The organism is Streptomyces sp. NBC_01433 (genome assembly GCF_026340105.1).
In the GTDB taxonomy this organism is placed as follows: Bacteria; Actinomycetota; Actinomycetes; order Streptomycetales; family Streptomycetaceae; genus Streptomyces.
On the sequence record NZ_JAPEPM010000004.1, the window covers coordinates 64,415 to 82,325 of the forward strand.

Annotated in this window: 20 protein-coding genes; 1 reads left to right on the plus strand and 19 read right to left on the minus strand. The window is 71.1% G+C overall.

All coding sequences use genetic code 11. The annotated features are described in order from the left end of the window. Positions 1-34: 34 nt before the first annotated feature. The 14 genes from OG413_RS39875 to OG413_RS39940 all read right to left on the minus strand — a co-directional run bounded on the left by OG413_RS39875 (position 35) and on the right by OG413_RS39940 (position 11,545). The gene (locus OG413_RS39875; RefSeq protein WP_266814420.1) at positions 35-457 is read right to left on the minus strand and encodes a hypothetical protein; all 423 of its coding nucleotides are present in this window, start codon (positions 455-457) and stop codon (positions 35-37) included. A gap of 202 nt (positions 458-659) precedes the next feature. After that, a complete protein-coding gene (locus OG413_RS39880; protein WP_266814422.1) occupies positions 660-1,190 on the minus strand; it encodes a hypothetical protein in 531 nt (176 codons plus the stop codon). A gap of 198 nt (positions 1,191-1,388) precedes the next feature. After that, a complete protein-coding gene (locus OG413_RS39885) occupies positions 1,389-2,141 on the minus strand; it encodes a hypothetical protein (RefSeq protein ID WP_266814424.1) in 753 nt (250 codons plus the stop codon). 187 nt (positions 2,142-2,328) lie between these two features. Then, positions 2,329-2,796: a hypothetical protein gene (locus OG413_RS39890; RefSeq protein WP_266814426.1), complete on the minus strand. Its 468-nt coding sequence runs from the start codon at positions 2,794-2,796 to the stop codon at positions 2,329-2,331. A 170-nt stretch (positions 2,797-2,966) separates the two neighbouring features. After that, positions 2,967-3,287 (minus strand): hypothetical protein, encoded by a 321-nt coding sequence (locus tag OG413_RS39895; RefSeq protein WP_266814428.1) that lies wholly within the window; start codon positions 3,285-3,287, stop codon positions 2,967-2,969. 343 nt (positions 3,288-3,630) lie between these two features. Then, the gene (locus OG413_RS39900) at positions 3,631-4,380 is read right to left on the minus strand and encodes a VWA domain-containing protein (RefSeq protein WP_266814430.1); all 750 of its coding nucleotides are present in this window, start codon (positions 4,378-4,380) and stop codon (positions 3,631-3,633) included. Positions 4,381-4,716: 336 nt separating this feature from the next. Beyond that, positions 4,717-5,142 carry a hypothetical protein gene (locus OG413_RS39905; RefSeq protein WP_266814432.1) on the minus strand — a complete coding sequence of 142 codons (426 nt, stop codon included), beginning with the start codon at positions 5,140-5,142 and terminating at the stop codon, positions 4,717-4,719. 260 nt (positions 5,143-5,402) lie between these two features. Then, a complete protein-coding gene (locus OG413_RS39910) occupies positions 5,403-6,041 on the minus strand; it encodes a hypothetical protein (protein ID WP_266814434.1) in 639 nt (212 codons plus the stop codon). A 271-nt stretch (positions 6,042-6,312) separates the two neighbouring features. Then, complete coding sequence (locus OG413_RS39915) at positions 6,313-6,996, minus strand: hypothetical protein (protein WP_266814435.1); 684 nt, start codon at positions 6,994-6,996, stop codon at positions 6,313-6,315. A gap of 168 nt (positions 6,997-7,164) precedes the next feature. Continuing rightward, the gene (locus OG413_RS39920; RefSeq protein ID WP_266814436.1) at positions 7,165-8,076 is read right to left on the minus strand and encodes a hypothetical protein; all 912 of its coding nucleotides are present in this window, start codon (positions 8,074-8,076) and stop codon (positions 7,165-7,167) included. A gap of 349 nt (positions 8,077-8,425) precedes the next feature. After that, the gene (locus OG413_RS39925; RefSeq protein ID WP_266814438.1) at positions 8,426-9,214 is read right to left on the minus strand and encodes a hypothetical protein; all 789 of its coding nucleotides are present in this window, start codon (positions 9,212-9,214) and stop codon (positions 8,426-8,428) included. A gap of 451 nt (positions 9,215-9,665) precedes the next feature. Then, positions 9,666-10,094 carry a hypothetical protein gene (locus OG413_RS39930; protein WP_266814440.1) on the minus strand — a complete coding sequence of 143 codons (429 nt, stop codon included), beginning with the start codon at positions 10,092-10,094 and terminating at the stop codon, positions 9,666-9,668. Positions 10,095-10,306: 212 nt separating this feature from the next. Further along, the gene (locus OG413_RS39935; RefSeq protein ID WP_266814442.1) at positions 10,307-10,912 is read right to left on the minus strand and encodes a uridine kinase; all 606 of its coding nucleotides are present in this window, start codon (positions 10,910-10,912) and stop codon (positions 10,307-10,309) included. Positions 10,913-11,278: 366 nt separating this feature from the next. Next, positions 11,279-11,545 (minus strand): hypothetical protein, encoded by a 267-nt coding sequence (locus OG413_RS39940; protein ID WP_266814444.1) that lies wholly within the window; start codon positions 11,543-11,545, stop codon positions 11,279-11,281. Positions 11,546-12,567: 1,022 nt separating this feature from the next. Between OG413_RS39940 and OG413_RS39945 the strand changes: the two genes are divergently transcribed. Next, on the plus strand, positions 12,568-12,858 hold the full coding sequence (locus OG413_RS39945; RefSeq protein ID WP_266814446.1) for a J domain-containing protein: 291 nt from the start codon (positions 12,568-12,570) through the stop codon (positions 12,856-12,858). Between the two features lie 239 nt (positions 12,859-13,097). Here OG413_RS39945 and OG413_RS39950 read toward each other — a convergent pair whose 3' ends face one another. The 5 genes from OG413_RS39950 to OG413_RS39970 all read right to left on the minus strand — a co-directional run bounded on the left by OG413_RS39950 (position 13,098) and on the right by OG413_RS39970 (position 17,624). Then, positions 13,098-14,399, minus strand: a complete 1,302-nt coding sequence (locus OG413_RS39950) for a PH domain-containing protein (RefSeq protein WP_266814448.1) — start codon at positions 14,397-14,399, stop codon at positions 13,098-13,100. After that, positions 14,396-14,908 carry a PH domain-containing protein gene (locus OG413_RS39955; RefSeq protein ID WP_266814449.1) on the minus strand — a complete coding sequence of 171 codons (513 nt, stop codon included), beginning with the start codon at positions 14,906-14,908 and terminating at the stop codon, positions 14,396-14,398. The genes OG413_RS39950 and OG413_RS39955 overlap by 4 nt, the downstream gene beginning before the upstream one ends. A gap of 679 nt (positions 14,909-15,587) precedes the next feature. Next, positions 15,588-15,851, minus strand: a complete 264-nt coding sequence (locus OG413_RS39960) for a hypothetical protein (RefSeq protein ID WP_266814451.1) — start codon at positions 15,849-15,851, stop codon at positions 15,588-15,590. A 314-nt stretch (positions 15,852-16,165) separates the two neighbouring features. Further along, positions 16,166-16,609, minus strand: coding sequence for a hypothetical protein (locus OG413_RS39965; RefSeq protein WP_266814453.1), 444 nt, complete (start codon positions 16,607-16,609; stop codon positions 16,166-16,168). 199 nt (positions 16,610-16,808) lie between these two features. Next, positions 16,809-17,624: a hypothetical protein gene (locus tag OG413_RS39970; protein WP_266814455.1), complete on the minus strand. Its 816-nt coding sequence runs from the start codon at positions 17,622-17,624 to the stop codon at positions 16,809-16,811. Between the last annotated feature and the right edge of the window lie 287 nt (positions 17,625-17,911).

The following is a 17,911-nucleotide window of genomic DNA, read 5'->3' on the forward strand; positions in this document are numbered from 1 at the left end:
CGCGGGGGCGGTGGCCGGGGCCGGGGGTCGGGGTTCAGCTGGGCTGGTTCGACCAGGGGGCGGCTGGCCGCTGGGGCGCGGCCGGCTGGGGGGCCGCCGGGGTCTGCTGCTGGGTGGGATAGGCGGTGGGCGCGGCGGGCTGCTGCTGTTGCCAGGTGCCGGGCGCGGGGGCCTGCTGTTGGGGGACGTGGCCGGTGAAGCGGCCGGGGTCGATGTCCTTGAGGTAGACGATGACGGTGGCCTGGTCGGCGACGAAGATGCGTTCGTGGATGCCGGGCGGGGTGAGGACCCACACGATGGTGTCGCGGCGCTGGGAGCGGCGGATGAGCGGCGGGGGGAGGGTGACCTCCTCGGTGTTGTCGGTGTCCGGGTTGGTCTCGGGGACCGTGATGTGGTCGACGGCGCTGAAGAGTCCGGCGTATTGGGCGAGTTCGTTGATGGTGGTCTCGTGCTTCACGGCGCTCCCCCCTTCTGGTTGTGGCCTGGCCTGCTGGTTCGTTCGGACGCTAGGCGGCCTGGGGGGCGTGTGGGGCGCGGGTGGGGTATGGGTGCCGGGAGGCGGGATACGGGTTGGGGTGGCGGGTGCCTCAGGCGGGAAACACGGGGGCGGCCCCGCGCCGGACGGGTGTCCGGCGCGGGGCCGCAGGGTGGTGCGGGGGTTACTTGGTGGTCATGGTGAGCTGCATGCCCTCGTCGTCGTAGGCGATGTGGAGCAGGAAGTGGGTGGCGTTGTCGGCGGTGGCGGTGCGCAGCATGTCGATCAGGGCCGGGCCGTCGCCGGGGGTGGTGGTGAGGTCGAGGGTTTCGTGGAGGTCGTCGCCGCCGAGGACGGTGGAGGGGTCGGAGCCCGGTCCCCAGGTGTCGGCGAAGGCGATGTGGCGCCAGTGGCCTTTCTCATCGCGGGCGTTGGGGGTGTTGTCGATGCCGTTGCTCATGAGGAAGGTGCCGTCGCCCTTGATCCACCACAGGCGGGGGTGTGCGTCGGTGTCGCCGGGGCCGAGGGCGTGCTTGGGTGCTGCGATGGCGTGCTCGGCGGCGGAGAGGACCTGGTCGAGGGGGAAGGTGAGGGTGCAGTCCTGTTTGGCGGTGGGCCGGTAGGCGTCGCCGAGGACTTCGCGGAGCAGGGCGTCGAAGTACTCGGGGGTGCCGGGCTGCGGGTCTGCTTCGGTGGTCGGGGTGTGCTGGTTCATGTCGGGGTCCCTGTCGGTCGAGCTGGATGGAGGTGTGCGGGGCCGCCTGTGGCGTGGTGCTGGGGCGGGCGCGGCAGGGGTGACGGTGGGATGCCGGGGGGTTAGCCGGGCAAGGCACGGCACTGTGGGGTGGGGTATGCGGGCGGCCCCGGGCCGGGGACAGGTGTCCGGCACGGGGCCGCTTCTGGGGCGGGCGGGTTACTTGTGGGGGGCGCGGTTGAGGCAGGCGTCGATGCTGGGAGCGGTGCAGCGGGGCGGGCAGGGGGACGGCGCCAGGTTGGTGAGGAGGTCGCGGACGTCGTTGGTGCCCTTGGCCGTCTTCGTGGTGAGGGGGTCCGACGGGTAGGTGAGCGTGGCGCGCAGCACCTTGCCGGAGCGGGCCCCGATGATGACGTGGCCGTTCACGCCGTGCGGGCCGCGGGCGGCCAGGCGGAGCAGATGGACGGCCTTGCCTGTCTTCCAGGTCAGGCGTAGCTCCTTGGATGCGGCCAGGTCGACGATCCGTTGCGTGTATGTGGTGAGCCCGTGCGGGGCGATGGGAACGTCGGCGCGGAGGGTGTGCAGGTCTGTGGCGTCGTCGCCCAGGGTGATCGTCAGGGTGTTGTGGCCGTCGCGATGGGCGCGGATCAGATCGGAGTGCAGGCACTGCCTGGTGTTCGGGTCGTGCAGCGGGAATGCGTCGATCACGCGGTCGTCGGCGCCGAGAATGCCGGATGCGTCGTCACCGCCGGGCCCGTACCCCTGGGCGAACACATCGCGGGGTGCGCCTGGGTGGGTGGAGTTCCCGGTCAGGTACGTGCCGCTCCTGTCGCGTAGCCACCACAGGGCGGCGTGGACGTCTTCCTCGTTCTGGCACTGGTCGTAGGTGGCGCGCAGCGTGTGGCGTGGGGCGAGCATCGAATGGGTGGCGACGTCGAGGACCTCGTTGAGGGCAAACCTCAGGGTGAGCATGTGGTGTTGGCCTATCCGTTCGGGTGCTGCGGGATTCGTGGGCGGCGGAGCGGGGGCGGGAGCGCCGGGCGGACACGAGGGGCGGGTCACGGCGAGTTGGGCGTCTCGGCGTGAGGTGTCGCCGCCGTGTGCGCGGGGTGGCCCCGCCCGGCGGCGGGGTGCAGGACGGGGCCGTGGCGCGGGAGGGTCAGCGGCGGCGAGGAGCGGCGCGGGTTCCGGCGAGGTTGACCAGGGCGGTGGGCTCCGGGACGGCGGAGAAGCCGGTCGGGTCGACGCTGAGGTGGACGATCCAGTGGTCGGGGCCGGTGACCTTGATGACGTCGCCGGTGGAGACGGACCGGATGTCGTTGGGCCAGGTCTGGCCGTTGTCGTCGGGCCCCTGGTGATTGCCGACGGTGTAGGCGGCGTCGGCGGCGCCCTCGTGGGTGCGGATGCGGTCGCTGGCGTGGAAGACCAGGCGCAGGGGGCTGCCGTCTCGGCGGGTGGCCTCGGCGAGCGGGTGGCCCAGCTGGTAGCCGTCGAAGTTGTGGGGCGCGGTGTTCATGTAGACGGTGGCGGTGTACGCGGCCGGGGCGGGGGCGGTGTCGACGGGGGCGGCATCGACGGTGTCGATGCGGGCGGTGACGGTGAGAGGGCGAGTCACGGCGGTCGTCATGGGGGTGGTACTCCCATCGGGGTGGGGCTGGTTGATGGGGTGACGGTGCGGTGGCGGCCGGTTAGCCGGGCAAGCCGTGGCGGACCGACGGACGGACGGCGAGGGGGTATGGGTGCGGCCCCGTACCCGGGCTGTGGGGTCCGGGTACGGGGCCGTTGTGGGAGAGGGAGTCAGTCGTAGCAGGGGCCCGCGAGGGTGGGGCCGTAGCTGTCGCCGGGCTGGCCGGCTGCCTGGGGACCGCCTCCGGAGTGGCCAAGGACGATCCACTCGCGCACGGGGTAGTAGCCGGTGCAGTCCGGGAGGCACGGTTCTTCCTCGTGGCCGAGGAAGTTGCCGCCGCACGCGCAGGATTCGGACCACTCGGTGACGACCCGGCGAGGGGTGGGCGGCTTGAGCTCGGCGAGGTTGCGCTCGATGTGCTGCCGTATCGCGGGGTACGGGGTCTCGGCGGCGCGGCGCAGCATGCGCTGCCGCTTCTGGGTGTAGGTCACGGCCACGGGCTCTTTGTGGGCGGGGGCTTGAGGCGGCCCGAGGGGGCGGGAGGGGGCACCGCTCCCCCGGGCCGGTGTGCTGACCATGGCCGGGTGTGGGGCAAGGGCCGCAACCAGGCGGCTGTTCGGGCACGGTCGGCCGCCGGGCCGGCGGTGCGGCGGTGGCCCCGTCCCCCGGCCAGCCGAACGGGCGGCGGGCGGCGGGCGGCCGGGGTACGGGAACGGGAACGGCCCCGCACCCGGGGACGTGGGCCGGGTGCGGGGCCGTTGCGGGAGAGGCATGGGGATGGCCCCGCCTCCGCAGGAGTACGCGGTGACGGGGCCGGGGGTGGAGAGTGAGGTGTCAGGTGAGGATTCCGGCAGCGGTCGCTGCGGCGAGCCATCCCGCGTACTCGTGGGTGAGGCCGTCGTAGAGCTGATCGTCGGTGACGGTGTGCGGGTTCGCGGCGTGGAAGAACGATGCGTTGTCGACCTTGCGTCCGCGGCGGAGGCCGTCGAGCTTCTCCAGGAACTCGACCCGCCCGCCGAAGCCGACGAACGCCCAGAAGATCGGGAGCTTGGAGGCGTCCTTCAGAGCGCGCTCGGTGGCTCGCCTGTCGTTGGGTGCGCCGTCGGTCTGGAAGATGACGAACGCGGGTCCGGCCTGTCCGCTGGCGCGGTAGTCGCTGATGACGGCATTCATCGCGGCGACGTAGTCGGTTGTCCCCCACGGGGTCCTGCTGTGAGTGCGGTCAACGATTCCCGCGTAGTTGTGGAGGTCTGTAGTGATGGGGGTGTGGGCCTGGGAGGCGAAGTAGATGAGGGGGACGTTGCCGTCGTCGTCGAGGTTCGCGGACAGTCCGAGAGCCTGCTCGGCGAGGCGCTGCACACTGCCGTCGGCGTAGAAGTTGCTCATGCTTCCGGAGTGGTCGAGGACCAGGTACACGGCGGCGCGCTGCCCGGTCAGTCCAGCCTTTTCCAGGGACACGGCGGCGGCCTTGGTGAGGTTGACGAGGCTGCCGGGGATCTTGTCGAGGCTGATTGCCGGGCCCCGGCCAGTGGGGGCCGGAAGCTGGGTGGTGGGTGCGGTGGTGTTCTTGCCGAACAGGTTCATGAATTCTCTCCGTACGTTGTTGGGCGGTGCGTCCCGCAGATGCGGGGCGCAGGGTGAAGATTCGGGCTGGGGGCTGCCGGGCCGTTGCGGGTGGTGACTGGCGGCGGGCTGATGTCAGCTTGAGGGCGCAGCGGGCTAGCGGCGCAAGGTCGTTGGCTGGAGGTCCGGTGGACGGGAGCAGGTGAACAGTTGTCAGCGCACCCGTCCCGCCAGGGGGCAGCGCCGGGGGGCAGGTGGCGGGGAGACCGACCGGTGAAGTGGGGGGCGACGAGAGGGGCGGCCTGGTCGGCGCGGGCGCGGAGGAAGCGGCGGGTGACTGGGCGGCGGGGGTAGTTACTACGGGATGGCGTCCCAGTCGATGCGGGGCGCGCCGCCCGCGAGTTGGGCGAGCGCGGCGAGCACTGTGCTTGCCCTGGTGCAGGAGGCGAAGAGCCGTCCGGCGTCATTGCCGGTCAGGTCCAGTTCCCGCTGGGCGACGATCCAGACGGGCAGGGGCTGGCTGCCGGGTGTGTGGGCGAGGGTCCGGGTGGCGCGGCTGCCGTGGGAGTCGGCGGGATCGTCGGCGACTTCGAGAGTGTGGCCGGTGAAGTGGGCGGCGTATCCGGCGGCGTCCAGGGTCGTCCTGCACGGGGAGTCGGCTTCGTGGGGCGGGGTGTTGGGGTGTAGGAGGGTGGTCCCGCGAAGCCAGGCAGTGGGGTCGTAGTGGTGGGGGTGGGTGAGGATCGCGGTCCGGATACGGGCTGCGAGCTCGGGGTTCGGCATGCTCGGGTTCCCTCTCATTTGGGCGGGGTGCGCTGAGGTACGTTGCCGCGCGGGGGCCTAGTCGCGTACCGCCGGGACCGTGCTGCGGACGGGCCAGGCCGCCGACTGCCGCGGTCGGAGCTGCGGCGGGCGGCGGTCTGGCGCCCCCGTGGGCTCGGGGCTGGAGTACCGGCGTGCTGAACGTCGACGGCGGGGGCGGGTCGGCAGTCCTGGCCGGAGTGGTTCGGCCGTGAGGGGCGGGGTCGGGGTGGGGCCGGTGTCTAGGTGGGGATGGCGGCGGCCTGGGTGCGGTCGAACGCGGCGGCGTTGAGGGCGTAGGCGTGCCAGTTGTGTTCGCCTGCGCGGCGGGAGCCGCGGGCCATGGCGAGGTGCTCACGGTGGCGGCGGATCCAGAAGGCGCGGGTCTTCATCTCCTGGGCGATGCGGGCGGCGGAGCGCTCGTCTTCCGCCCGGCGCTCGTCGATCACGTTCTGCACGTGTTGGAGGGAGGTGGTGTAGCTGGCCTGCCGGGTGCGCTCGGTGGCGGCGAGCAGTGCCGGGGCGTGGCCGAACATTGCCTGGTTGAACGCTGAGTCGGTGAGGTGGCGGCCGGCGTAGCTGTAGTACCGCTGGATGGTCAGGGGGTGTGAGGCCGCGACGTGGTCGGTGATGACCTCCAGCACGGCCGTCCCGTGCCGCAGGGCGGTGTCCAGGGTCTGGATGATCGGTGCGAGCTGGGTTTCGGCGTCACCGGCGAGGACCATGCCGTCCCCGGCGTAGAGGATCTCGGTGCTGTGGACCGTCTCGATGCCGTTCCAGACATGCTGGATGCTGATGAACTTGTTGCCGGGGGCGTCGTAGGCGATGGCCGTGTGGAGGTGGGTGCGTCCGGCGGTGGTCTTGGTAAGCGTGATGGCCATTGGCTTCCTCGGGTGGCGTGTGACCTGCGCGGGGGCTGGGCTTCGTGCCGGGCCGTGGGCGTCCTTGGTCGGGGGTGGGCGGCCGGTCGGAAGAGGGGGCGGGAGGGTGGTCACCGCTCCCCCGGGGCCGGTGGGCTGACTGTGGCCGGGCGTACGCCAATACCTGCAACTCCTGATGGCGCGGGCTCGGCGTCGGGGAGTCGGCGCATCAGGAAGCGACGGGCGCGAGCGGGGCGCGGCGAGGGTGCCGCGCCCCGGCGGGTGGGAGGGGTTACGCGGTGAGAACGGCGGCGCGGGCGGCGCACTTCTCGGCGGCCAGGCGGCGGGCGGTGGGGAGGTCCGGGGCGAGCGGCGAGCGGACGACGTAGCGGTCGTTGCGATGGGTGTTGACGTTGCGCTCCCAGTCGCGGACCTGCGTCCAGGCGTGGCCGCGCGGGTTCCGGCAGGGGTAGCGCTGCTGGTAATACGGGTCGGTCGCCCGGGGCGAGCACGCCTCGCACGGCCACCCCAGGGCCGATGCGTTCGAGCCGCTGAGCGTGCCGTCCGCGTTGAGGACACAGGCGAGGTAGACGCGCCCGATCTGCACGTCTGCGCCGTCGGGGAGCTGCGCTGCGAGGAGCTGCGCGGCCTCCAGTTCGGCGAGCGCTTCGCGGAATGCGCGGTGCGCGTCGTCCAGGCCGGGTTCCCACTGGCCCGGGTCGTCCATGACGGTGCGCGCCTCCACGTACCGCTCCCATGCGTCGGCGGGGTCGGGCAGGTAGGCCAGGTGTCCGGTCCGGGTCACGGCCCACACGGTCGCACCGTCCAGGTCGATGTCCCGGGCGGTGATCCAGCTGCCGCACGGGCAGCGGAACGTGTGGTCCGCAGCGGCGGTGAAGGGGTGGGTGCCGCACTCGGCGCAGATGATGACGGTCACGCACTCGGGGAGCGCGGGGGCAGGGGTGCTCGTGGGCATGGGCGTCTCCAGACGGGGTGAGCAAGACGGGAAGCGGACCGGGCCGGGGGGCGGGTTGGTGGTCACCGCTCCCCCAGGGGCCGATGCGCTGACCATGACCGGGAGCGCCCTTACAGCCGCAACCCGCACGGGCCGGGCCGGCGGGCTGGCCGAGGGCGGGCGGCGCGTTCAGCCCGCCTGGGGGGTGTAGGTGTGCGGGGCCAGGAGGGTAAGCACTTCTGCGATGGGCTCGATCATGTCCGAGGGCAGGAACGCCTTCTTGAGGGCGGCGAGGGCGTCGTGCGGGGCCATGTCCTGGATCTCGTATATGAGGTCGGAGTCGTCGGGGTCGTCGGATGCCACTTCCCGCGCATCCCGCAGGATCGCGTCGAACAGGGTGTGCGCGGCGTCGGCGGCGGTCTCGCCGGGGGCCGGGGGCGGGGTGCTGTTGGTGAGGGCGGTGATGTGCGGGGCGACGCGGGCGGCGGCCTGGTCGGCACGTGCGTGGAGTTCGGCGTCGCAGAGGCGGCGTACCAGGAGGTGGGTGCCCTGGTCGGTGACCTCGTAGCGGGGGTGGTTGTGGCGCAGGACGGTCTGCATGAGGCTGTGGTCGCGGTCGCGCTGGTAGTCGTCGGGGCCCAGGGCGGTGAGTTCGACGACCGGGCCGAGCTCGGGGTGCTCGGTTTCGCGGGCGGTGTAGCCGTGGCGGGGGGTGTCGGTCGGGGTGGTGTGGCGCAGGCGGGTCAGGTCGAACGGCTTGAAGTAGCGGGCGATGGTGTTCGCGCGGGCGGGGCGGGCGGTGGTGGAGTGGCGGATCGGTGTGCGGCGTTCGGCGTTGCCTTCGGCGTTGGTGTGGGGGGCGGTGAGGGGGGCGATCGTGTACGTCATGTACGGGGCGAGGTGGGCGGCGGCCCAGGCGCGGGCGTCGTCGGGGGTGGTGAACGGGCCGTAGGGGTGGAGGGCGACCTGGCTACCGGTGCGGTCGGGTTCGGTGGCCACGATCATGAACGTGCTGGTGAAGGCGCCGCCGACGAACTGGGCGTCGACGGTGCCTATCGGGTTCTGGTCGAGGTCGAGGAGGGTCGTCAGGTGCAGGAACATGCCGGGCTGCCTTCCAGAGGTGGGGGCCGCGGGGCTCCGAGGGCGGGCTGTGCGGCGGGGTGGTGACACTGTCAGGGCGCAGCCGGCAACACCGGCAACCCTGACGGGATACCGGGCGGGCGCCCCGACCAGCGCGGCGGAGGGGCAGCGGAGGCGCGGGGCGGCGGGATGTGGGGGCGGACGTGACATGACCCGCCCCCGTGTGAGGGGGCGGGTCATGTCGGCGGCGTGCTGCGTGTGTCAGCTGGCGGAGCGTCCGGCGATCAGGCGGCTTCCATCCCCGCGAGAGGACGGGAGCCGGGCAAGACGGGGCTCGCGACGGTGCGGATACAGGCCGGGGCCGGAGGGGTCAGCAGACCTTGAAGCCGCCACGAGCCTTGGCGCGCTCCAGGTAGGCGATCCACTCGATCCAGTAGCTGGTGCAGTCGTCCTCGTCACCGAGTTCGGCGGCGAGGAGGGTCTTCACCCGGTCTGCGCCGTGGGTCCGGTAGGCCGCGAGCGCCGCTTCGATCTCCTGCGGGGTGACGAGCCACCCGTCGTTCGATCCGAGCTTGTGCACGGCGATCCCGGACGCGGGTTCCAGATACCAGGTGAGGTGAGCATTGAGCTCCATGACGTAGGTGGCAGCCGCCGTCTTGATCGGGAGTACGTCAGCCACCTCGGGGTTCGTCTCCTCTTCGGCGGCGTCGACGTCTTCCCATGTCACGCCGTCCGGCAGATCAGGGAAGCGGGGCTTCTGGTATCCGGTGACGAGCATGCCCAGCTCGTCCATGACGGTCCGGTACGCGCCCATGCCGTGGATGTTGAGACGGAAGTACGAGGTGTGAGCCGTCTGCATCGCCTCGTACGCCTCGTCGACCTTCTGCTGAGCGGCCCGATATCCGGGGTGCGACACCGCCAGGTGTCGCATCACCTCGCCCGCCTCGATCATGATCTTGGTCAGGGCGGCGGGCTGGTCTTCCTGCTTCATCCGCGCCTTCGCAGCGTCCAGGCGCTGTCTGGCCGCCTGGTACTCGGCCAGACCATGCGGGAGTTCGTCACGCTCGCGCACCGCTTCGTCAAACGCCGCACGTGCCGTCTGGTAGGCGGCCTCTTCCTTGGCGGTCATCGGATCGTGGATGTACATGTCGTAGCCCATGACGGGTCTCCTCAAAGGACGTGGAATTGGCTGTGTGCGCGGACGCCTCGGTCAGCGAGGGCTCTTCGTACGCGCGGTGCGTGCAGCCGGGTCGGCTGGCTGATGGCGGCCCGGCGGGCGGGTTGGTGATCACCGCTCCCCGGGCCGGCCGGTGTGCTGACCATGGCCCGGGGCCGGGCAAGGGCGGCAACCCGCAACCCTGCGGGGCGGGCGCGGGCGGGCGCGGGCGGGCGTGGCGGGGGTTCGCTGTGCCCGCGTGGGGCGGGGCTGCCGGGCAGGCCGACCCCAACTGCCCCAGCCCGCCTCACGGTCGGCGCGGGCACGGGCGCGGTCGGCGCCCGCGCGGTGCGGCGGGGTCAGGGCGCCGGGGGGCGCGGGCGGGACCGGGCCAGGGTGTGCGGCAGGACAACGGCCCCCTGCCTCTCGCAGAGGCAGGGGGCCGGGTTGGGGGTCAGGCGAGGCGGGTGACGGTGATGTCGCCCGCGCGCCGGGAGTCGTCGAAGAGAGCGGTGGCGAGCGCCTTGGGGATGTCCGCCTCGGTGGTGTGGCCGGGGACGATCCGGACGGTGCGGCGGAGGACCTGTCCGGCGTGCTGCTCGGCGAGGCCGGGGCCGGTGGCGCGGAAGTACACGGTGCGGCTGTAGGGCTTGCTGTCGTCGGGGGCAGGGAAGAGCGCGTACCGGGCGCGGCCTGCCCGGTCGGTCAGGCGCAGTGCCGTGTGGGAGGCGAGCGCGAAGTCGGCCCACGTGGAGCGCGCGGCGGGGACGGTGGCGATGACGAACGTGTTGCGGGCGGCGGTGGTGGTGACGTCGGTGAACCCGGCGGTGGTAAGGCTCTTGAGGGCGGTCGCGCGCAGGTCGTCGAGCGTGGTCACGGTCATGGGGAGGCTCCGGGGAACTGGGCGGGGGCGGTGGCCCGCAGGCGGGTGGGGTGGGTGCCGGTCGCTGTGGTGGCCGGGCGGGTTCACCATCGGGGCGCGGCCGGCAAGAACGGCAACCCGGATGTGATATCGAACAGGCGCCTCGACCGGCGCGGCGGAGGCGCGGGGCGGGTGCGCGTACGACGGGGTACCGGCCGGGCGCGGAGCGGCGGTCAGTTGGTGGGGGCGTGGGTCTGCTCAGAGTTGTTGCCGTGCCGGTCAGTGCGAGTGAGATGTGCACCGATCAGGTCGTCAACTGCGGCCAGCAGGTCCGCTGTCGGCTTCGTCCCGTCCAGTACGAGCCCGGCCCGGTGCCGGGAGGGGGCGACGTGTTCTGCGTGGCGCTCGCGGCCGCTGAGCAGGTAGTTGCGCAGGGAGATCAGCGGGTCCTGGTGCTGTACCTCGATCTTGCGCACCAGCTTGCGGGCCAGGCGGATGTCGTCGGGGGCGTCGACGTAGACCTGCCAGGTGGCATGGCTGACGATCTTGGGCAGGGCAAGAGCGAACAGGCCCTCCACCACGACCAGCCGGTGGTCGCCGCTGGTGGCGGCCGCATCGACCGCGGCGGCCGCGGCGGTCTCGTCGATGGACCCGGGGTGGTTCCAATCCAGGATGTCGGCACCCGTGGCGCTCACGGTGCGCATCCCGCGCTGCGGGTCGTTGGCGGGCACGTAGAAGTCGTCCAGGTGGATGAGTGCCACGGCCTCGGGGCGGCGGCGTGCCAACGCCCGCGCGAGACTCGACTTGCCCGAGGCGGTGCCGCCGGCGACGGCCAGCACGGGCCGTCGGTGCCCTGCGCTTGGGGCCCACGTGTTCCGCACGGGTGTCCCTTCTGCCGGGCCGGGGTGTCCGGCGGCCGGGCCGCCGTGCTCGGCGGTTGTGGTGGTGTCGGATGCGGTCATGGCTGCTGCCCTCCGAGGGGTGGGGTGCGTCCGGCGCGGAGATGTCCGGCCGCTGGCGGGCAGCGTGTTCGGCACGCGGCCTAGACCTGCAACCCGCACCCCCCCTGGGGGCTGTCACCGGTTAGGGCAAACCCCGACGTCCCTGACGAGGGTCCTTAGGCCGGAGGAAACGCACGTGCGGTCTGCCCCGGGGGTGTTCCGGGGCAGACCGCACGGTGGTTGCTGGTATGGGGGTGCCAGGGGTCAGGTCGCCGACTTCGAGACCGTGCGCTTGGCCGCCTTGCGGCGCATGCTCTCCCGGCGCAGTGCCGGGAAGACGAAGCCCATCAGGCCGCCGTAGAAGGCGACGACGTACCAGGGCTTTTCCTGCCAGATGGCCGCGACGTTCAGCGCAAGGACCACGACCGACGCGGTCATCAGCTGGGTCATACGGCTCCCCAGGTCCAGCGCCCAAGTCAACGCGGTGAATACGAGAGCAGCGAGCAGGACGGCATCAACAATGTGCGCCATGACAGGTAACTCCTTCGGCTGTACCCGGTGTTCGGGCTGGTCGGGCCGGTGTGGCCCGATCCGGTGGGCACACCATGAAGTCGCGGCCGGTAAGCCGCGCAACACCAGCCGGGTAGCAGCCGTCACCCCCGGAAACCCGCCGGACCAGAGCAGACCGGACACCGACAACACGCACGGCACGCAGCGGGGCGACGGGGCGGCGGGAACGGCACGGACGGCGGGAACCAGCTCAGGAAAGGACCGCGCGCGGCGTGGACTGGGCACGGCGCCGGGCAGGACGTGAGTGTCCGCTGGCGGGTGTGCGGGGAGGGGTGCGGCTGAGGCCCGTACTGCCGGGTGGCGGTACGGGCCTCGGGGGCGGGGCTGGTGCGGGGCGGGTGGGTTCACCATCGGGGCGTAGGGGGCAACCCCAGCAACTCCCCGCCCCAGGGGCGGGAGGGGACGGCGGCATTGGCCGGCCCCGGCAGCCCGGAGGGCCAACCGACGAAATTGGGGTAGCCAATCTGACATTTCATCAGTGATCGTCCTCATCAGTGGCGGCTGGGCACCTCAACCTCCTGGTTGCAGAGTCGTGTCTGCCCGCAGGCATGCCTGAAGGGACATGCGCCTGGTGTTACGAGTTTCTGGGGATGAGGGATGGGCTCCTGCCGCGTTCTGGGTAGTGAAAACTCGTAACGACGGCCGCAGTTGCGGGAAGTCCTCCCTCTGGGTTTCTGCCTGTTCGAGCCTTCGGACCTCGCCTTCGCTCGGCCTTCGAACTCGTAACACGGCCGAGTGATTCCTCTGGAGTCTGCGCAACTGCGCGCAGTCTGCCGCGTTACGAGTTCCCAGGAGGACGACGAGGTGGGGTGGATGTGGCCAGGGCAGAGCGGTCGGTGCCGGCGCAGAGGTCGGAGGTCCAGCGGCTGACCTGTGGCTGGTGCGAGATGCGATGGAACCGACCTAAACGCCGCGGCCCAGCGCCGCGGTGGTGCTCAGACGCCTGCAAGCAGGCCGCCTGGCGGAACCGAGTGGGGCCCGGAGTGCTCGCCGAACGCCGTCGGAGCACGGAGACCGAGCGGCTGCACCGAAGACGGATCGAGCAGTACCACACGGTCTTCCAGGGCATCAGCGCACGTCGGCCCCTTCCGACGACCACCGCCCGGACACTCCTGCACGAACTCGCGGGCGCCGAAACGCACGTGCCGGCCGCCCCGAAGACGCTCTACCGGACCGCCGCCGCTCAATGGCACCCGGACCTGGAGGATGGCGACGAGGTGGTCTTTATGCTGCTCCAGGAAGCGTATCGAGTCGTCAAGCTCGTCTCCGCGTAGCCCCTCCCCGAACACGCGCACATCTGGCATACCGACCGTTCAGGGAAATGACCTTCGTAAGCAGGGGAAGGTCCTTGACCACCATCCCTTAAAACGCCAGGTCAGCGAATTCCGTCGGTTGGCCCGGAGCGGCACGTAGGTAGGGGCGCGTAGGCCCGCGACTCATGTGCGGACGCGCGGACGGCCCGCCCCGAGATACGGGACGGGCCGTGTACGCAGTGCGGGTAGTACGAGGGTGGTCAGCTGACGGGTTCGGCAGCCTGACCAACGCTGCTGCCTGGGTTGGTCGGGGCTTCGTCCAGCGACCTCCGGTGGAGGTGCGTCGCGATGTCAGCAGCTTCGACTGTGGTGCGATGTGCTGCCCAGACCTTGCCGCCGCCGGGCAGATGGGCGACGACGCTCGCAAGACCAAGCCTGCGCTGCCACGGGCCCTGACGGGTGGTGACGGACTGCACGCGATGGACTGGGCAGACCGTGGTCACGTTACGGAGGAAGAAACCGTTCCATACCGTGAAATGGCCACTGGTGAGGCGATAGCCGAGGGCCCTGTGCCACGGAGTGGCCTTGCGGGCAGCTGGTGGGACCTGCAAGGGGTCGTGCAAGTGGGATACGGCGTCCGGGCCCAGAAGGTGCAGCACCATCTTCTCCGCGACCGTGCGGGGACAGACAGGGATCAAAATTCCGGCCTGGGCTGCTCCCGCAACGGCTGCCCGCACCTCGACCCAGTCAAGGCGTCGCCACAGAATCGGCTGGCGTAGCTCGACGGAGGTGATTCGCGAGTCCTTGTAGGTGTACTGCTGGGCGTCGAACATGCCGTGGTCGGTGCGGTAGGCGCCATCAGCGATGCGGGTGACGGACCAGCCGCTGTAGACGAAGAGTCGCTTTCCTGTCAGCTTCCAGACTCGGGGCGCGAACGCAATCAGGGTTGACAGCGTCAGCAGTGAGCCGGAGAGGACGTAGGGAAGGACTGCTGCTGTGGCAAGGGCAAGTGACCAGAGGTTCGTGCTGAGGTCCAGGAGCAGAGCGAGGATCAAGTCCTTGGTCTTGACCTGATAGAGCCGTTCCTCCGACGTGTCCTCGGCCAGGATGCGTGCCTTGAGGGCGCGTGCCTGGGTGTTGGTGAGGTACGAGAGAGCCATGGTTGTACCGGGCATGACAACTCGGAGTGTGCAGACACCGATGAAACGGCCGAGGAAGGGTCGCAGGATGTCGACGCTTTGGACGTGGTCGAGCTCGCAGTGTCGGTGGACCTTGAAGAGCAGTCCGCTTCGGTACGCCAGAACACTTCCGTCGAGGATGTAGTGGCTGTGCCGCCATGCGGCGACAAACAGACCGACCGTGCTTGAGACGATCACCACGGCGGCGGCACAAGCGCCCCACAGAGGCAGGTTGATGGTGCCGGGGCCCGTCGCGGCCTCCGGGCGGAAGCTGACAATGTCGTGCTGTTGGTAGGCGAGGGTCGCGAGGGCGGCAAGGACGGCCCAGCTCCGGCGCAGCGGGGTGACCGGGTGAAGTCGGCCTTCGAGGGGGGGCTGGCTCATACCGGCAGCCTCCGCTCCCGGGCGAGTTCGATCAGTCGCTCCCGAAGGCGTTGTGCGGTCTGCGGGTCAACGTGAGCGATTGCCTCACCCCCGGCCGCAGTCGTGATCGTCACTGTGGCGAGGTCAAAGTGCCGCTGGATGGGACCACTTTCGACGTTCACCTCCTGGATCCGTGCGTACGCCACGACGGTGAGCTTCCGCGTGAGCAGCCCCGTGCGCAGGTAGAGCTCCTCGGTACCCAGGTGGTATCCGGCAAAGTGCCAAGCGACCCTGATGCGGTTGAAGCGCCAGGCGTAGACGACCGCCGGGAGGAGAGCGAAGGACGACATGGCCGGGTGCCACCAGTTCAGCAGATCGTGCCAGTCGCGGCTTCGAGTAAGGCTGCCGTAGATGACGGTGGTGGTCAACGCGGCCAAGGTTGCGAGCAGCACCGTGATGCTTAGCACGATGAGCGCAGATGCGATGCGGTTGACCCGGACGGCGCGCTCGGGGTGGCGGGTCAGCGTCACCCCGTTCACGGTGAACGGCGGTTTCGGGTCGACGTACTGAGGCATGCCTGTGACCTCAATTCTTCCTGTTTTCATGGGGTTTGAGGTGGTGGAGGCATGGTGTGGCTGGGGTGGGTTAGCGAGGCAACTCTGGTCTTCACGAAGGTCGGCGCAGTTCCGCAGGAATAGCCGTCTGATCACTTCCATCACGACGGAGCGGAGTCAGCCGGGGGCGAAGAAGCCGGTGTCGGGGGCCTGAAGGCAGCTGAGACCTGGCGGGTTGCCTCGGTGCCTGGGACGGACTGTGAGGTGGGGCCGGGCAAGCCCCGCAACCCCTGGTCGGGGAACGTCGGGGCGCGAAGCGCTCCGAGGCGGGGCGGCGGAACGTACGGCGGCCCCGGACCGGGACGGATTCCGGGGGTTCGGGGCCAGTGGCCGGTAGGCGGGACGATCAGCCGTTCGGCATGGTCAGCAATTCACGCAGCCGGGCCGGGGGGGCATCGCGCGGGCCGGTGTGCCGGTGTGGGGACTGGGAGCGTGCGAACGGCCCGACGCTCCGCCGTCGGCGCCTGGTACGACGATTGGGCTCTCGCCCGTCTCGCTCTGCGCCGCAGTCCTGCCACCTCGCCAGGCAGGGTGTGGCCGCCACGGACGAGCTCGTGCGGCCCTCCCCCGGGCAAGGGGAGGGCCAGGTGGGCGGCTACTGCGGGCCTGCCTTCCTCGGCGCGGCATCGCGGCGCATCGACTCGACGGCGCGCATGGCGTGGTCGAGGTAGGCGAGCGACGCCGGGCGGATGGGCGCGATCCACTCGGCACTCAACTCGTTGTGGAACTCCACGGTCGTGGCCCCTCCGGACTTCATCGTGACGACGGTCCGGTCGTGGGTCAGTTCGGCAAGAGATAGTTTCAGGAAGTGCTCGATGCGGTCTAGTTGGGCGTTCTGTTGGCGGGTCAGGCGGGGCATGGGCGTCCTTCGGCTGGAGAGGGGGAGGCGAGCGGCCTGGATGCGAATTGGCCCTCAATGGCCCGGTCGGTGTCCGCAGGGTGTCCCGGTGGCCGGCAAGACCCGCAACATTGCCGCGCGGGCGGCGGCCCGCCCCACGGAGACGGGACGGGCCGTGCAGCGAGAAGAGGCGGGGGCGGTCTGGTCCTTGTAAGGGGCGCCGGGCATGAACCGGCCCCCTGGGCGCCGGGCTGGTCGCGGGGCCGGCGGGCCGTGGCTAGACCAGTCGCGCAGCGTGGGGACGCACCGACCGCGTACTGGTCGGTGCGTCCCCTTCACTCGGCCACGGTGTCGGCCGCGTTCGCGGCGGCCAGTTGCTCGGCCAGCGTGAGCAGCTGGGCGAGCTGCTCGGGCGTGAGGTGATACCTGCTGGTCTTTCTGTTGGACGCCGGGCCGGTGGCGTTCGCCGAGGTGATGCTCACGGACTTGAGGCCCGCGAGGCGCTCGCGTTCGGCTGCCCTGGCCTTGTCCTGTTCCATCAAATCCCACAGGAACTTGGCGACCTCGTAGGTCTCGCCGACCTTCCAGCCGTCGGCGCGGCGGACCTTGTGGCCGTCCGGGGTGGTGATGTCGATGGCGCCGACGTTCCCACCCAACATGCCGGTGAGGAGGATGGTGTGGCCGCTCTTCGTGGTGGTCTGGGCCCTGTCAACGCCCCTGTACTTCTTGGCAAGCCTGGCGATCTCGGCGGCGAATGCGCTGCCCTGGTCGGTGGCCATGTGTCGCCTTCCTCTCGTGTCGCTGGTGCTGCCCGACGGGCAGCAGCTCGGGGTGGCAGCACGCTGTCCCGGCAGGGGCCAAGCGCGGCAACCGGAGGAGCCCTGCGCCAGGGCGCGGGCGGGAAGCGGACATGGGAGTGCCAAGGTGCCCCGGCACAGCGAGCGCGGTACCGGGGCAGGGAGAGTGCGGGTCGGGCCGTCAGGCGGCGGGCGGGCTGAGACGGACGCGGCCGCTGCGGACGAGGGGGTGCGCGCACGTCCCCGCACCGTCAGGGCGGGGGTGGGTGATGTGGGCGGTGTGCAGCCGATTCAAGGGGGTCCAGAACCGGTACAGGTGCGGCTTGTCCGGGCGCGAGCGCTGCGGCTGCGGCACGCGCTGGGTGCGGCCCCCGTCGGCGGCGGGGTTCGGGATCATCTCGGCCTCCAACTCGACCCAGAGGCGCTGGTGCTCCAGGTCGAAGCCGAAGACCCGGTACTTCGCGTAGACACCCCGCTCGTCGGGGTGGTCCTCGGCGTGGCCGATCGCGTCGGCGGCACTCTGGCCGTGGCCTTCGGGGTCGAACGGCCAGTCGGTGTGCGTGCAATGGAGGGTGCAGGCGGGAGTGCCGGGCTGATCGGCGCTGGTGGGGCGCAGGTCGATGCCCTGACGACCGCGGCAGCTGACCGGGGCGATGGCGCACTTGAAGCGCTGCTGCACGGCGCTGTCACCATCGGGTATGGGGAGCTGGAGTCGGTAGAAGAGCGTGCAGGTCCCGCAGTCAGTGCCCGGCGTATCGGCGAGGGGCTGCCGGCTGGCGGGGTGGATACCGTGGGCGAGCAGCGCCCGGACGTTCGCGTTCCCGGCGAGGGCCGGGATCTGCGGGTAGCGGGGCTTCTTGCGAGTGCGGGTGCCGGAGGGCGCTGTTGTGGCAGACATCGCGGTGACAGTGGGGGCGAGCTGGGCGGGCGCGGGGGATGGGGAAGCGGCGGACGCGACCGCCGGGTGCAGCGAGGCGGCGGAGGTGGCTATGGACATGCGGGTTTCTCTCCTTCAACGGAAGCGAGCAGGGCAGGGGGGTTGATGGTGGGAAGCGGGTCGTAGCGGCGGGATCTGGTGGTCGCCGCTCGCCTCGGCCCGGCACGCCGCACCCTGACCCCTGGCGCACCAACACCCGCAACCCACCAACCTGCACGGTGAGAGCACGGCGGGCGGGGGCGGCGGACGCGGGGCGACAGGGGCGGCCTTCGGAGGGGCAGACGCGCCGGGCCGGGGCGCGCTCGGCGACTGCGGGAGCGAGCGGATCGTTCCTCGCATGGGCGCGG